Consider the following 13,652-nt stretch of genomic DNA (forward strand, 5'->3'; position numbering starts at 1 on the left):
CTGCAGCGGGTGTGGGGCGCCGACCCGTGGCTGAAGCTGGTCAAGGCGCGCGAGGCCGCGGACGCGCTGGGCGCGAACACCGTGGTCGTGCACCCGCCCTTCGTCTGGCAGACCAAGTACGCGGCAGAGTTCGTCGCCGGAATCAAGCGGATGCAGGACGAGACGGACGTGCGCTTCGCCGTCGAGAACATGTATCCCTGGCGCACACCACGCAACCGGATCGTGCGCGAGCGCGGCGTCGAGGCGTACGCCCCCGGCTGGGATCCGACCGAGCAGGAGTACCCGCACTTCACCCTGGACCTCTCGCACACTGCGACTTCGCGCATTGACACGATGGCGATGCTGGAGCGGATGGGCAGTCGGCTCGCGCATCTTCACCTGGCCGACGGCAGCGGTTCGAACGCCGACGAGCACCTGGTGCCGGGTCGCGGAAACCAGCCGTGCGCGCAGATCCTCGGGCTGCTCGGCCGCAACGACTTCGACGGGAACGTGGTGCTGGAGGTCAACACCCGCCGGGCGATCGACCAGGACGGCCGGGACGTGGACCTGCACGAGGCCCTGCTGTTCGCCCGCCGGCACCTGGCCGGAGTCGCCGCGGTGCCGGCTGCCGCCGAGATGCCGCAGATCCGGGCGGCGGACGAGGACAGCGCGGCGGAAACCGCCGACCAGCCGGTGAACAAGTGACTCGCGAACAACTGACCGGTGACCAAGGAACCCGACGAGTGAAGGCGCAGGGTGAGTCAGATGGCTGAGACCGTGGAGCGTGGCGGCGGGCAGCGGCGGATCGCCGTGCTCGGCGCGGGCAAGATGGGCGAGGCGCTGGTCTCCGGCGTGCTGCGGGCCGGAAAGCCCGCCGCCGACGTGCTGGTCACCGCGCGCAGGGCCGATCGGGCCGCCGAGCTGGCCGAACGCTACGGCGTGGCCGCGGTCTCCAACGCCGAGGCGGCCAAGCGCGCCGACACGCTCATCCTCACCGTGAAGCCGCAGGACATGGCCGCGCTGCTGGCTGAGCTGGCGCCGCACGTGCCCTCCGACCGGCTGGTCATCTCGGGCGCGGCGGGCATCACCACCGCGTTCGTCGCCGATCAGATCGGCGTGCCGGGGCTGCCGGTAGTGCGCGTGATGACGAACACCCCGGTGCTCGTCGACGAGGCGATGTCGGCGATTTCAGCGGGAGCGCACGCCACCGATGAACACCTGCGTCGTGCCGAGGAGATCTTCCGGCCGGTCGGCAAGACGGTGCGGGTGCCCGAGTCGCAGCAGGACGCGGTCACCGCACTTTCCGGCTCCGGACCGGCCTACTTCTACTATCTGGTCGAGGCCATGATCGATGCCGGCATCCTGCTCGGGCTGCCTCGCGCCACCGCACACGAGCTGATCGTGCAGTCGGCGATCGGTGCCGCGGTCATGCTGCGTGATTCGGGCGAGCACCCGGTGAAGCTGCGCGAGGCGGTGACCTCGCCGGCCGGGACGACCATCTCGGCGATCCGGGAGCTGGAGCGGCACAGCGTGCGCGCGGCGCTGCTGGCCGCGCTGGAAGCGGCACGGGACCGCTCGCGGGAACTCGCCCAAGGCTGAGAACAGCCAGCTCGCTCACCCGGTAGCGCGTCCACGTTTGTACCCATTACCGGCTGATCACGGTTAGGGCACGAGGCTTCCACGTGATCGAATCGCGGCTTAGTCTGAGGCCACCACCGTCCCACCGGACGCGCTGGACGCTCCGGTGGGACGGCGAGAAATCCCCCGCTCTCCCCGAACCCCCCGCCCCCCTCGCGCAACCAACATGCTGCTTACGATGTATCGCGTGAGGAAAATATGGGCCGGGGCGGGACTGCTTCTGACGCTGGCCGTCGTCGCCACCGCCGCGCTCGCGGGTTGCAGCTCGAACACTGATTCGCAGGTCAAGACCGCCGCGGTCGGGTACGCCACGGTCGCCCAGGTGGTCCAGGCGCCCGCGAACATCGTGCCGAAAGCCCAGGTCAACCTCAGCGCGCCGGCGGACGGGACCGTCGCCGATCTGACCGTGCAGGACGGCCAGCGGGTGACGGCCGGTCAGCTGCTCGGCGTCGTCTCCTCCCCGGCCGCTCAGCAGCAGCTCGCGGAGGCGAAGAAGGCGCGGGATCAGGCCTCTTCGGCCGGCGGCTCAGGCATCCAGGCGACCGGCGCGGGCTTCACCCGCGCCGAGAACACCGCGCGCGGCAACGCGGACCGGGCCTTCAACCAGGCCAGGACGGCGGCGAAGCAGATCACCGATCCGGCGCTGCGCAAGGCGTTGCTGGATCAGATCTCCGCGACACAAAGCTCTTACGACGCCGCGATCAGCGCGGTCGGCGCGACGATCAACGAGTTCCAGCAGGGCCTCGCCTCGGCCTCTCAGGTGCTCGCGGCGCTCGGTCAAGCGCAGCAGACCCAGGCGCAGGCGGCGGTTGACGTCGCACAGCGGACCGTGGACGCGCTGAAGATCACCGCGCCGATCTCCGGCGTGGTGACCCTCGGCAACGGTCAGGCCAGCGCCGGCACCGCAGGGCTTGGCTCGCTCAGCCAGCTGCTCGCCGGCGCGGCTTCCGGTTCGGGCGGCTCTGCCGGCTCAGGGGCGGCGGCGCTCGGCTCGGTGGCTGGTAGCGGTTCGGGCTCGGGCGGTTCAGGCTCGGGCGGCTCCGTGATCAGCGCCGGCAGCCCGATCTCCTCCGGCGGGGCGCTGTTCACGATCACCGACGCGTCGAGTCTCTCGGTCACCGCGCAGGTCGACGAGACCGACGTGCTCACCGTGAAACCGGGCGTCAGCGCGCACATCCAGCTCAACGCGGTGCCCGGCGCGGATTATCCGGGCACTGTCACTGCCGTCGACCCGAACTCCACCACCTCGACGCAGGGCGGCGTCACCTACACGGTGCGGATCACCCTCGGCGTCGGCACGCTCTCGGACGGCTCAACGGCTCCGACGCCGCTGCCCGGGATGAGCGCCATCGCGGACCTCGACGTGGTGACCGTTCAGCACGCGCTCTCGGTCCCCTCCGCCGCACTGGTCACAGACGGCAACGTGACGAGCGTGTGGATCATCGACGGTGGCGTCGCGCACAAACACCCGATCCGGCTCGGCGCACAGGGCGACAAGACGGTCCAGGTGCTCAGCGGCCTGAACGCGGGCCAGCGCATCGTGATCGCGGGAGCCGACAAGGTCGCCGACGGTGACCACGTTGGCTGAGCAGGCGAGCGCCCCGGACCTGGCCGGCGGCGAGCGCGCGGGCATCGCGATCGAAGCGCGCGACGTGCGGCGGGTCTACCAGCTCGACGGCATCGAGGTGGCGGCGCTGCGCGGCGTCTCGCTGCGTATCGAAGAGGGCGAATACGTCGCGATCACCGGTCCCTCCGGCTCCGGCAAGTCCACGCTCATGCACCTGCTCGGCTGCCTGGACCGGCCGACCTCGGGCACGCTGCTGATCGGCGGCCGCGACATCGCCAAGCTCGGCGACGCGGATCTGGCGCAGGTGCGCAACGAGGAGATCGGCTTCGTCTTCCAGGCCTTTCAACTGCTGGCCCGTACCTCAGCCCTCGACAACGTGGCGCTGCCGCTGACCTACCGGGGCGTCGGGCGCGGCGAACGGCGACGCCGGGCAACGGCGGCGCTGGAAGCCGTACACCTCGGTCATCGGCTTGGGCACCGGCCGACCCAGCTTTCCGGCGGCGAGCAGCAGCGGGTGGCGATCGCGCGGGCGCTGGTCGGCGAGCCGCGGGTGCTGCTCGCGGACGAGCCGACCGGCAACCTGGACACCACCAACGGCGAGGAGGTCATGGCGATCCTGGAGCGGCTGAACCGGGAGCGCGGGGTCGCAGTCGTTTTGGTTACCCACGAGGCCGAGATCGCGGCGCGAGCCCGCAGGTTGATCCGCATCCGGGACGGCGTGGTCGTCGAGGACAGCGTCGTTGTACCGGACGGCGTGAGCGAGCCGCCGCATCGGGGCGCCAGGCCAGACGCACCGTCGCCTGAATCCTCGCCTGAACCGTCCCCTGAACCGGAGCGCGCGCCAACGCGTAAGCCAGAACTCGACGACACTCTCGTCGACGGTGCCGCGGCGACCGAGGTGAAGCAGGCGTGAATCCGCTGGAATCCCTGCGCGTCGCGGGCGAATCGCTGGCCGCCAACCGGCTGCGCTCGCTGCTGACCATGGTCGGCGTGATCATCGGGGTCGCGGCGGTGGTGGTGCTGGTGGCCATCGGCGGCGGCGCGAAGAACATGGTGGAGAACGAGGTCGAGGGCCTCGGCTCGAACATCATCCTGATCGTGCCGGGCAAGTTCGCCTTCGGGACCGCGCCCTCGGTCTCCCGGCTTCAGTTCTCAGACATCGATCTCGCCTCGCGCATCGTCGGCTCGCCCGATGACGTGACCGCCAGCATCACCTCCGGTGAGCAGATCCGCGCCGGCTCGCTGAATTACTTCGCCACGGTGCAGGGCCTCACCCAGACCGTGCCAGAGGTCTTCAATCGGCCTATCGCAGAGGGCGCATACCTGACCAAGTCCGATGTGGACACCGGCGCCCGGGTCGTCGTCCTCGGCGCCGATGTCGCCTCGGCCCTCTTCCCCGGCGAGGATCCGGTCGGGCGGCCGGTGACCATCGCCGGGGTGCGGTTCCGGGTCGTCGGCGTCGCCGTGCGTCGCGGCTCGGCATTCGGAGTGAGTCAGGACACGCAGGTGGACATCCCGATCACCGCCGCGCAGCGCCTCTTCGGCGTCTCGGCGATCCAGGGCCTCGCGGTGAAAGCCCCGACCCCGGACCGAATCGGGCCGCTGTCCGACGAGCTGATCGCCGCGCTGTCCGCCAAGTACCCCGGCGAGCAGTTCTCCGCGGTGACCCAGGATCAGATCCTCGGCACCATCGGCAAGATCCTCTCCCTGCTCACCCTGGTGCTGGCCGCGATCGCCGGGATCTCGCTGCTGGTCGGCGGGGTCGGGGTGTCGAACATCATGCTGGTCGGAGTCAGGGAGCGCACCCGCGAGATCGGGCTGCGCAAGGCGCTCGGCGCACGGCAGCGCGACGTGATCCTGCAGTTCCTGATCGAGGCGGTCCTGCTGACCGCGGTCGGCGGCACGATCGGCATCCTGTTCGGCGTCGGAGTCTCCGCGGCGATCGGCGCGTTCAGCCCGCTGCCCACGGCGATCGCCTGGTGGTCCCCGGCCGTGGCCTTCGCGGTCTCGGTCGCGGTCGGCGTGATCTTCGGCGTGGTGCCGGCCCGGCGGGCCGGCCGGCTTGACCCCGTAGTCGCGCTGCGCACGGATTGAGCGCGGGATGGACCGACGCGTGCCAAACGATCAAATTGATCCAAATCCGTGCCCTGGCGCCCGGCGGCCCGATACCCTCGGCGATATGAGCGCTCTGGTTCCGGTCGTCGCAGAACAGCTCGACCCGACCCGTGAGGTCCTGGTGGAGCACCTGACGGCGACCGGGATGGCGGGCCGGGTCGCCACGCCGCGCGAGAACAACCTGCTGCACTACCGGCTGCTGGCCGACCGTGATCCGTACTACCTGCTCGGGCTCGATCCGTCCGCGCACTGGACCCGCGATTCCGTGCTCGAGCTGATGGTCCGCAAGGTGGGTGTCAGTTCCCTGCTTAACCACAGGGCCGGCCAGGACACGATCGATCCGGAGCGCACCGCCGACGCGTTGGACCGGTACGCCGCGCGCTTCGGCGTCGCGCTGCGCGACCGGCAGCGGGTGCTGTTCGCCACCGGGCACCCGGGCAACCTCGGACCGCTTTACCAGCGCTTTGCCGCGGCATTACGGACGGCGGGCGGCACCGTCGTCGAGGCGGCGGAAGGGTGGTCCTACGACGCCGCGACGCACCGCGGCCGCAAGCACCTGGAGATCCGTTACGACCTCGGTGTCGCAGTGGTCGAAGACCCTGGTGGGCCGGTGCACAGCCACGCCGCCCGGCCGATCCGGGCCGTACTCGCCGAGTTGGCCGCGCGCCGCGAGCCGCTGCCCGATCTGGTGCTTGCGGACCACGGCTGGTGCGGCGGCGCGGCGCAGGCCGGGGTGGACGCGATCGGGTTCGCGGACTGCAACGACCCGGCCCTATTTGTCGGCGAGGACGAGGGAATCGTGCAGGTCGCGGTGCCGTTGGACGACGGCCTCGACCCGGAGCGGTACGAGTTGCTCGGCGACTACGTGCTCGCCCGAGCGCAGCTCATCGCCGGCAACCAGTAGACGCCAGGTGGGGCGAGCCGGGCGCAGGTGGGCCGCTCACCCGTTCGACAGGGCCATCCTGATCAAGGTCGTGTACCCCATGCAGCCCCCGGCGCAAACCGGCGCAACTTTCACTTTGGCAGCGTAATGACGAAGTAGGGATATCCCCATAATTCGGAATCGCTCTCCCCATTCGCACCAGCGGCAACTACTGTGGGAGACGACACGCACACGCGTATGGACTATCGGACGGAGGGGCTGCCGGTGTCAACGCGCCTGCGCGAAAGGTGGATGACCCAGATGCCCAATGCCCAGTCGTCCGGGCCGGAGTCGGCCGCTGACGCCCAAAAGGCGCCGCAGCTGTTCGGCGACGGGACGGCGTTAGAGGACGTGAGCTTCCTCACGGTGGCCGAGGTCGCCGGGGTGATGCGGGTCTCCAAGATGACCGTCTACCGGATGGTCCACTCCGGAGAGCTGAGCGCGGTACGCGTCGGGCGCTCGTTCCGCGTGCCGGCCAAGGCGGTCCGCGAGTATCTGTCCGGCGCCTACGTAGGCACCGAGTAGCCATTACCGAGTAAGGCACACCGAGCGAACCGCTGTTGAAGGCGGGCTCCGACCGGCGAGCGCGAACCCGACGTCTGACACGATTCGGCGTCGTGCCGCGAGACCGGTTCGAGTCCGCCTTCACCATGACTTTCCCGCGGCGTTATCAGGTGCTCTCCCGGGCGGGTACCCTGGATCCCTGTCATCACAATCGTGAGAAGTGAGCGAGGGTTCCAAGTGGGCTCGGTCATCAAGAAGCGCCGTAAGCGCATGGCCAAGAAGAAGCACCGCAAGCTGCTGAAGAAGACGCGCATTCAGCGTCGCAACAAGAAGTAAGCCGCGGCGGCGCGGGTCATGAGGCGAGCGGCCGCGGTCTTGGTGTCCGCCGGCGGCGGGTACGCCGCCGGTACGACCCTGTCCCGGCCTCCCGGCACGGCGCCACGATCGCGCCGGCAGCCGGATCGCGGTGACGTCCGTTCTGACGTCCGCTGCTGTGACGTCAAGCGCCGCGACAACACCCGTCGGCACACAAGGCGGTGGCGCGGTTGAGCGGTTCCGGGACCATCCTGGTGACGGGCGCGGCCCGGCGGCTCGGCGCGTCCGTGTTGCGCGACCTGTTGCGCCACGGCGTGCCCGGCGACCCGCCGGTGGACCGGATCGTCGCGGTGGACCTGCGTGAGCCGCTGCCAGAGGACCGGGTCGAGGGCGTCGAGACCGTCGCCGCCGACCTGCGCACGCCCGAAATCGCTTCGCTCATCGCCCGGGTGCGCCCGCACACCGTGCTGCACCTGGACGTGCTGGCCGCGCCGGCCCAGGCCGGTGGTCGCACGGCGATGAAGGAACGCAACGTCATCGGCACGATGCAGCTGCTGGCGGCCTGCCAGAAGGCACCGACCGTGCGTCGTGTCGTGGTCAAGTCCTCAGCCGCGGTCTATGGCTGCGCGCCGCGCGACCCCGCGCTGTTCACCGAGGAGACCCAGCCGCATCGACCGCCGCGGGCGGGCTACGGGAAGGACGTCACCGAGGTCGAGGGCTACGTGCGCGGCTTCGCCCGGCGCCGGCCCGACGTCGCGGTCACCATCCTGCGGTTCGCCAACTTCCTCGGCCCGGACGTGCAGACGGCTTTCGTCGATTATCTGTCGCTGCCGGTGCTGCCGACCGTGCTCGGCTTCGACCCGCGGCTCCAGTTCGTGCATATCGACGACGTCGTGCAGGCGATCCGCATCGCCGCCGGAGACACCCACCCGGGCACGTACAACGTCGCCGGTTCGGGTGCGCTGACGCTCTCCCAGATCGCGCGCCGCCTCGGAAAGCCGACCGTGCCGATTCCCGCGTTCGCGACCTCCACCTTCGGCGCGGTGCTCAAGCGGGCCGGCGCCGCCGACTTCACCGGCGACCAACTCAGCCTTCTGACTTATGGCCGGGTGCTCGATACCGAGCGGATGATCGCCAGGCTCGGCCTCAAACCGCAGTACTCGACCGCCGAGACGGTGGCCGCGCACGCCGAGAGCGCCGGTCTGCGCCCCCTGGTCTCCCGGCGCACCGTCGAGGCCGCGGAGCAGCGGCTCAGCGCGCTGCTCGCCGGGCGCGCCGTGCGCCGGGAGAGCCGGCTGCTGCACGAGGATGGGCTCGCGGATTCGGACGGCGGCGGCTACCAGGACGCCGCGGACCGCCGTGACGACGCAGCCGGCTGGAAGGAGGACGGGTGAGCGAGCAGCCGCCGGAGCCGCACGCCACCGGCCGTCCGCCGACCGATCTGGTCGACTCGATCGGCCGGCTGATCGGCGGTTCGGACTGGGAGCGGCGCGCGGCGCGCGGCCTGGCCTTCCTGCGCCGCCGGATCACCGGGGACTACGAGGTCGACGAGTTCGGCTTCGATCCCGACCTCACCGAGAACGTGCTGCTCAGCGCCTTCCGGCCGCTGTACGAGCGCTACTTCCGGGTGGAGACGCGCGGGCTGGATCAGGTGCCGGACAAGGGCGGGGTGCTGATCGTCGCGAACCACTCCGGCACGCTTCCGTTCGACGCGGTCATGACGCAGATCGCGCTGGCCGACCATCATCCGGCGCACCGCCATCTGCGGATGCTGGCCGCCGACGTGGTGTTCACCATGCCGTTCATGGGCGAACTGGCGCGCAAGGCCGGGCACACCCTCGCCTGCAGCCCCGATGCCGAGCGGCTGTTGTGCAGCGGCGAGGTCGTGGGCGTGTGGCCCGAGGGCTTCAAGGGCATCGGCAAGCCCTTCTCGGACCGCTACCGGCTTCAGCGCTTCGGCCGTGGTGGCTTCGTCTCGGCGGCGCTGCGCACCGGCACCCCGATCATCCCCACCGCGATCGTCGGCGCCGAGGAGATCTACCCCAAGATCGGCGATATCAAGCCCTTGGCGCGACTGATGAATCTGCCGTATATCCCGGTCACCCCGACCTTCCCGTGGCTCGGACCGCTGGGTGCGATCCCGCTGCCGTCGAAGTGGTACATCGCGTTCGGCGAGCCGATCGATACCTCGGGCTACGACCCGAGCGCGGCGGATGACCCGATGCTGGTGTTCAACCTGACTGACCAGGTGCGCGAGACGATTCAGGACACGCTGTACCGGCTGCTGCTCCAGCGTCGCTCGGTGTTCTTTTAAGAGCGGGTGTTCTTCTAAGAGCGAGCGGTTTTCTAAGCGAGAGCGGCGTTCTAGGAGAGGGCGGCCTTCTCAGGGCGCTGCTCCGCCAAGAGCAGCGCCCGTAACTCAGTCGGTCGGCGAGGCGGTGGAGCCGGAGCCGCCGAGTCCGAGGTCGATGCCGGGCAGGCCGGGTAGCAGCGGGGGCAGGTTGATGCCCGTCGACGGCAGTATCGGCAGCGGCAGCTGAACTCCTATCGTCGGCGTGGCCGAAGCAGAGGGCTGCGCGCTGGGGCTCGCGCCCGGCTCGTTCGACGCCTCACCGGACGGCAACGCGGAGGGATTTGCGTGCGCGGCGGAGGACTGGCCCGCGTGTGAAGGCGAACCGTGCGCCGCACCAGGTCCCGATCCGGTGCTACCACCAGGTTCAAGACCCGAATTCGGCGTCGGCGCCGCTCCGGCATGCGGCATCGCGGCCGCGGCCTGTTGCAGCTGCTGATAGAGGCTGTCCATCAACGCGACGATCTGCGCCGGGCGCGTCTGCAAGGTCAGCGGCAGCTGCCAGGTCAGGTCCACCACCCGCTGCCGCTCGGTGAGCAGGAAGTCGGACAGCGCGTGCACCGCCTGCTCGTCGCCGTGCTGGCGCACCTGATCCAGCAGCAGCTGCCCTCCATCGCCGATCATCGTCTGCAGATCGGTCAGCGCCTGGTCCAGGTAAGCGGCGGTCGGCGAGCCGGGCACGTCCGCGTCCCGGCGGGAGAGCAGCGCGTCGATCTCGGCCAGCCGGATGTCGGCGAGGTGCAGGTACTGGCCGCCGCGGTCGGTCGGCGAGCCGGACAGCGAAAGCTGGATGTTCTCAAACATCTTCTTCGCGCTGTACAGCGGATCGCCCGGCACCGCGCCCGCGGAGGCGATGGCGATGCCGCCGACCGAGCCGGTCGCGACAGCCACGCCGACGCCCGCGGCCAGCAGCCGCCGCCGCCAGGCCGCCGAGATGCCGGTGTGCGAGGGGCGGGCCGAGGCCGGCCTGCGCAGCCCCGCGTGCCGGCCACCGCGCTGTGTCGGCACCTGCGCCTTGACCGGTGAGGTGGCCAGTTCAGGGGTCAGCCGCACCAGTCGCTCGCGCAGCTGGGCACGGAACGCCTCGTCCATCCCGGGCAGGGCGGCATTGGTCCGCTCGACCCGGTGCGCCACCGCGACCATGGTCGCCAGTTGGGCGGCGGGCGCGGAGCCGGTGCCGTCCGAAGCGGACTGGTGCGCCGATGCCGCGGCGTTCGCGTGGGTGCGCCGCGTCGCCGTGCCGCGTGAGCCGCCAGATCGCGCGCCGCTCAGCGCGAGGTCGAACTCCTCCGCGAGTCGGCGCTCGCCGTGCTGTGCCATTCGCCTGCCACCTCCTCAAGCCTTCCAAGGCGGCCGAGCCGCCGCCGAGGGCCGGCCGCCCGAAGCCGCCGACGCAAGTTTGACTCGCCCCGACTGGGCAAGGTTGTGCCCTGATCGGCTTCCCGGACCCGATCGCGAAGCAATTTCACCCGGACGAGTGGATCGTGCAATTGCTCCTGCACATCCGGTGTTTCCGCGTGTCGGAGCGGTTACCCGGCGCAACGACGGCGAGGTGTGCCGAGTTACGCGAGTGAAGCCCTCCAGGGGGCCCCGCGCGCTGCGCGCCATCGCTCGCCCGCTGGCGGATCCGGTCCTGCTCGCGGTCACCGCAGCGAATCCACCGGTAGCAGCCGGGCCAGGGTGCGGATCGCCCGATATTGCAGGGTTTTGATCGCACCGTCGTTCTTTCCCATGATCTTCGCGGTCTCGGCGACCGACAGACCGTGCAGGAAACGCAGCGTCACGCACTCCTGCTGCTGGGAGTTGAGCTGGCAGACGGCGTCGAGCAACGCCTTGTTGGACAAGTACGCCAGCACGCTGTCCTCGGGGCTCGGCTCGGTCTGGTCCGAGTCGAGCATCTCGCCGGTCGGCACTTCGAGCCGGTAGCGGCTGGACTTGAAGTGGTCAGCCACCAGGTTGCGGGCGATGGTCACCAGCCAGGCGCCGAAGTCGCGGCCCTGCCAGGTGAAGGTGCCGATGCGGCGTAGCGCGCGCAGGAAGGTCTCGCTGGTCAGGTCCTCGGCCAGCGGCTTATTGCTGACGCGGTAATAGATGTAGCGGTAGACGGTGTCCGAGTAGGCGTCGTAAAGCTGCCCGAACGCCTCGCCGTCGCCGTCTTGAGCGAGTTCGACGAGGGCCAGCATGCGCCGCGATTCGGCGTCCTGGCTGCGCTCGTCGTAGCCGTTGTGGTCGGCGCCGCGTTGCCGCGGCGGCCGGCCGCGTGACTGACCGTACTCCCGGGGGGCGCGCTCCGGCGCCGCCGCGGCGTCGGATTCGGGCTGCGGTACGGGCAGTTCTCCGGGCGGCGAAGCAGGGGGCTCGAGCGAACGCGCGGCGGCTCCCGGCCGGTACGGGACCGCCGAGGCCGTCATCGCGGCTACGGCCAACCGCAGGCCGGACAAGCCGACGGCGTCGGCCCTGACGTCTCGATGCACGGGACTCCAGCTGTTCGGGGGCTGCATCAGTCCGGCGCGCGAGGGTGCCGCTTCGGTGCCCTTCGTGCCGGACTGCCTATCCAACGGCCACCCCGCCGCGCCGGACAAGGCAGGCGGTGCGGCGCCGCCGCAGCACCGGTCCGCGTGGGCTGCGGACCGCCGGTCGCGATCGGCTACGCCAATCATGACCGAGCGTGCGTAGGCGATCACCGCTCGTGGGCCGTCCACACATCGTAGGGAAAATCACTCCCCTCGTGTGTGGGTTTGGCACGACCGGCCCGGATCGACCGAGCGCGACACGAGAATACCGCTTCGTGTCCGTGAAGTTACTGCACGTATGCAAGGCGTCGGAAGGTGCACGTCTCAAGCTTGGATGAGCGGCTGATGGCGTGTCATCCGCCACGCAGACGAATCGTCGAAAGACCGTCAGCTGACGGCGGTTCGACGCCTTATCCGGCGATCGTGTCGGGCGCTTCGCGGCGTCGGCCGGCGCGGCGCAGCGCGGCGCCCGCCGCCACGGCGCCTGTCGTCGCACCGACCGCGGCGGAACTCGGCAGCCCGATTCGCATCAGCCGCACCCCGGTGCGGTACTCGATGACCGGCCAGCCCTGCTCCTGCGCGTAGTGCCTCAGCTTGTGATCCGGGTTGACCGCGTGCGGGTACCCGACGGAGGTCAGCATCGGCAGGTCGTTCACCGAGTCCGAATACGCGTGGCAGGACCCCAACGGGTAACCCTCGCGCTCGGCCAGCGCCCGCATCGCCTCGCCCTTCGCCGGACCGTGCAACACATCGCCGCTGATTCGCCCCGAGTAGATGCCGTCCACGGACTCTGCCACGGTCCCCAGCGCGCCGGTGAAGCCGAGCCGCTCGGCGATGATGCTCGCCAGTTCGGTGGGCGCCGCGGTCAGCAGCCACACCGGCTCGCCGCGGTTCAGGTGCGCCTGCGCAAGCGCGCGGGTACCCGGCCAGATCTTGCGCTCGAGGTAGTCGTCGAAGATCCGGTCGCAGATCCCGGTCATCTCGCAGACGGTCCGGCCCGCGGCGAAGGACAGCGCCCGCTGCCGGGTCGACTCCACCTGCCCGGCGCGCTCGCCACGGATCCGGAAGGTCAGCTGGCCCCAGCCGAACTTGGCGATGTCCCGGCCGGTGAGCATCCGGTGTGCGGCCAGACCGCGGGCCAAGTGAAAGAGTGAGGCGCCCTGGATCAGGGTGTTGTCCAGGTCGAAGAAGGCCGCGGTGCGCGGGCCGTGCCTGGTCGGGTCAGACGGATTCGCGTCACTCGCCGCGGGCCGAAGCAGGTCGAATTCGGCGAGCGGTGGTGCGTCGAGGCCGGTTGCCATGCTTGTAGACCATACTCGCAACACGGTAACTCCACGTTCGGCTTTGATGCCTGCTTGGTTACGGCCTTGCGACTACTGTGCGAGGGTATGGAGTCCCAGTCCCCCCGTATCACGTTGATCGGCAAGCCCGGCTGCCACCTGTGTGACGACGCCCGAACCGTGGTCGCCCGCGTCGCCGACGAATTGGGTGTCGGCTGGACCGAACTCGACATCACCCGGGACGAGGCGCTCGCCGAGCAGTACTGGGAGCAGATCCCGGTGACGCTTGTGGACGGCCGCCGGCACGACTTCTGGCGGGTTGACGAGGCGCGGTTGCGCGCCGCATTGCGTTGATGCATCAGCTGCTGCGTTGAAACAAGCCCTGCGATAAAGCAAACTGCGTCCTAGTGCCTGCTGCGCATCGTCCGCCAGTGAGCTGGTATTTCGCCTAGAACCGCGCTAAAGCCGC

At 70.0% G+C, this 13,652-nt stretch carries 14 protein-coding genes; 11 read left to right on the forward strand and 3 right to left on the reverse strand.

What is annotated here, in order from left to right:
• The 10 genes from VN779_RS03650 to VN779_RS03695 form a co-directional block, all read left to right on the forward strand.
• Positions 1-684 (forward strand): sugar phosphate isomerase/epimerase (locus VN779_RS03650; RefSeq protein WP_325720122.1); only part of this gene is annotated, 684 nt, incomplete at its 5' end.
• Positions 685-744: 60 nt separating this feature from the next.
• On the forward strand, positions 745-1,578 hold the full coding sequence (gene proC / locus VN779_RS03655; RefSeq protein WP_325720124.1) for a pyrroline-5-carboxylate reductase: 834 nt from the start codon (positions 745-747) through the stop codon (positions 1,576-1,578).
• 226 nt (positions 1,579-1,804) lie between these two features.
• A complete protein-coding gene (locus VN779_RS03660; RefSeq protein WP_325720126.1) occupies positions 1,805-3,205 on the forward strand; it encodes an efflux RND transporter periplasmic adaptor subunit in 1,401 nt (466 codons plus the stop codon).
• Complete coding sequence (locus tag VN779_RS03665; RefSeq protein ID WP_414639568.1) at positions 3,198-4,097, forward strand: ABC transporter ATP-binding protein; 900 nt, start codon at positions 3,198-3,200, stop codon at positions 4,095-4,097. Before VN779_RS03660 ends, VN779_RS03665 begins: the two co-directional genes overlap by 8 nt.
• A complete protein-coding gene (locus VN779_RS03670) occupies positions 4,094-5,278 on the forward strand; it encodes an ABC transporter permease (protein WP_325720130.1) in 1,185 nt (394 codons plus the stop codon). Before VN779_RS03665 ends, VN779_RS03670 begins: the two co-directional genes overlap by 4 nt.
• 85 nt (positions 5,279-5,363) lie before the next feature.
• On the forward strand, positions 5,364-6,203 hold the full coding sequence (locus tag VN779_RS03675; RefSeq protein WP_325720132.1) for a phosphatase: 840 nt from the start codon (positions 5,364-5,366) through the stop codon (positions 6,201-6,203).
• A 279-nt stretch (positions 6,204-6,482) separates the two neighbouring features.
• The gene (locus VN779_RS03680; protein WP_325720134.1) at positions 6,483-6,746 is read left to right on the forward strand and encodes a helix-turn-helix domain-containing protein; all 264 of its coding nucleotides are present in this window, start codon (positions 6,483-6,485) and stop codon (positions 6,744-6,746) included.
• Between the two features lie 216 nt (positions 6,747-6,962).
• Entirely contained in the window at positions 6,963-7,061 is a 99-nt protein-coding gene (locus VN779_RS03685) for a 30S ribosomal protein bS22 (protein ID WP_018654693.1), read from the forward strand.
• 209 nt (positions 7,062-7,270) lie between these two features.
• Positions 7,271-8,434: an NAD-dependent epimerase/dehydratase family protein gene (locus tag VN779_RS03690; protein ID WP_325720136.1), complete on the forward strand. Its 1,164-nt coding sequence runs from the start codon at positions 7,271-7,273 to the stop codon at positions 8,432-8,434.
• Positions 8,431-9,354 (forward strand): lysophospholipid acyltransferase family protein, encoded by a 924-nt coding sequence (locus VN779_RS03695; protein ID WP_325720138.1) that lies wholly within the window; start codon positions 8,431-8,433, stop codon positions 9,352-9,354. The genes VN779_RS03690 and VN779_RS03695 overlap by 4 nt, the downstream gene beginning before the upstream one ends.
• Before the next feature lie 105 nt (positions 9,355-9,459).
• Here the strand turns inward: VN779_RS03695 and VN779_RS03700 are convergent, their stop codons facing one another.
• The 3 genes from VN779_RS03700 to VN779_RS03710 form a co-directional block, all read right to left on the reverse strand.
• Positions 9,460-10,710, reverse strand: a complete 1,251-nt coding sequence (locus tag VN779_RS03700) for a DUF5667 domain-containing protein (protein ID WP_325720139.1) — start codon at positions 10,708-10,710, stop codon at positions 9,460-9,462.
• A 323-nt stretch (positions 10,711-11,033) separates the two neighbouring features.
• Positions 11,034-11,864 (reverse strand): ECF subfamily RNA polymerase sigma factor, BldN family, encoded by an 831-nt coding sequence (locus tag VN779_RS03705; RefSeq protein ID WP_414639569.1) that lies wholly within the window; start codon positions 11,862-11,864, stop codon positions 11,034-11,036.
• A gap of 449 nt (positions 11,865-12,313) precedes the next feature.
• Complete coding sequence (locus VN779_RS03710; protein ID WP_325720143.1) at positions 12,314-13,204, reverse strand: HAD-IB family hydrolase; 891 nt, start codon at positions 13,202-13,204, stop codon at positions 12,314-12,316.
• Between the two features lie 87 nt (positions 13,205-13,291).
• Here VN779_RS03710 and VN779_RS03715 point away from each other — a divergent pair, with 87 nt between their 5' ends.
• Positions 13,292-13,537 carry a glutaredoxin family protein gene (locus VN779_RS03715; RefSeq protein ID WP_325720144.1) on the forward strand — a complete coding sequence of 82 codons (246 nt, stop codon included), beginning with the start codon at positions 13,292-13,294 and terminating at the stop codon, positions 13,535-13,537.
• The last annotated feature ends 115 nt before the right edge of the window (positions 13,538-13,652 follow it).

The organism is Actinocrinis sp. (genome assembly GCF_035605935.1).
Taxonomy (GTDB): Bacteria; Actinomycetota; Actinomycetes; order Streptomycetales; family Catenulisporaceae; genus Actinocrinis.

Coding starts and splice junctions, on each gene's coding strand:
- proC (WP_325720124.1), top strand. CDS start 745: ATGGCTGAGACCGTGGAGCGTGGCGGCGGGCAGCGGCGGATCGCCGTG.
- VN779_RS03700 (WP_325720139.1), bottom strand. CDS start 10,710: ATGGCACAGCACGGCGAGCGCCGACTCGCGGAGGAGTTCGACCTCGCG.
- VN779_RS03675 (WP_325720132.1), top strand. CDS start 5,364: ATGAGCGCTCTGGTTCCGGTCGTCGCAGAACAGCTCGACCCGACCCGT.
- VN779_RS03680 (WP_325720134.1), top strand. CDS start 6,483: ATGCCCAATGCCCAGTCGTCCGGGCCGGAGTCGGCCGCTGACGCCCAA.
- VN779_RS03715 (WP_325720144.1), top strand. CDS start 13,292: ATGGAGTCCCAGTCCCCCCGTATCACGTTGATCGGCAAGCCCGGCTGC.
- VN779_RS03710 (WP_325720143.1), bottom strand. CDS start 13,204: ATGGCAACCGGCCTCGACGCACCACCGCTCGCCGAATTCGACCTGCTT.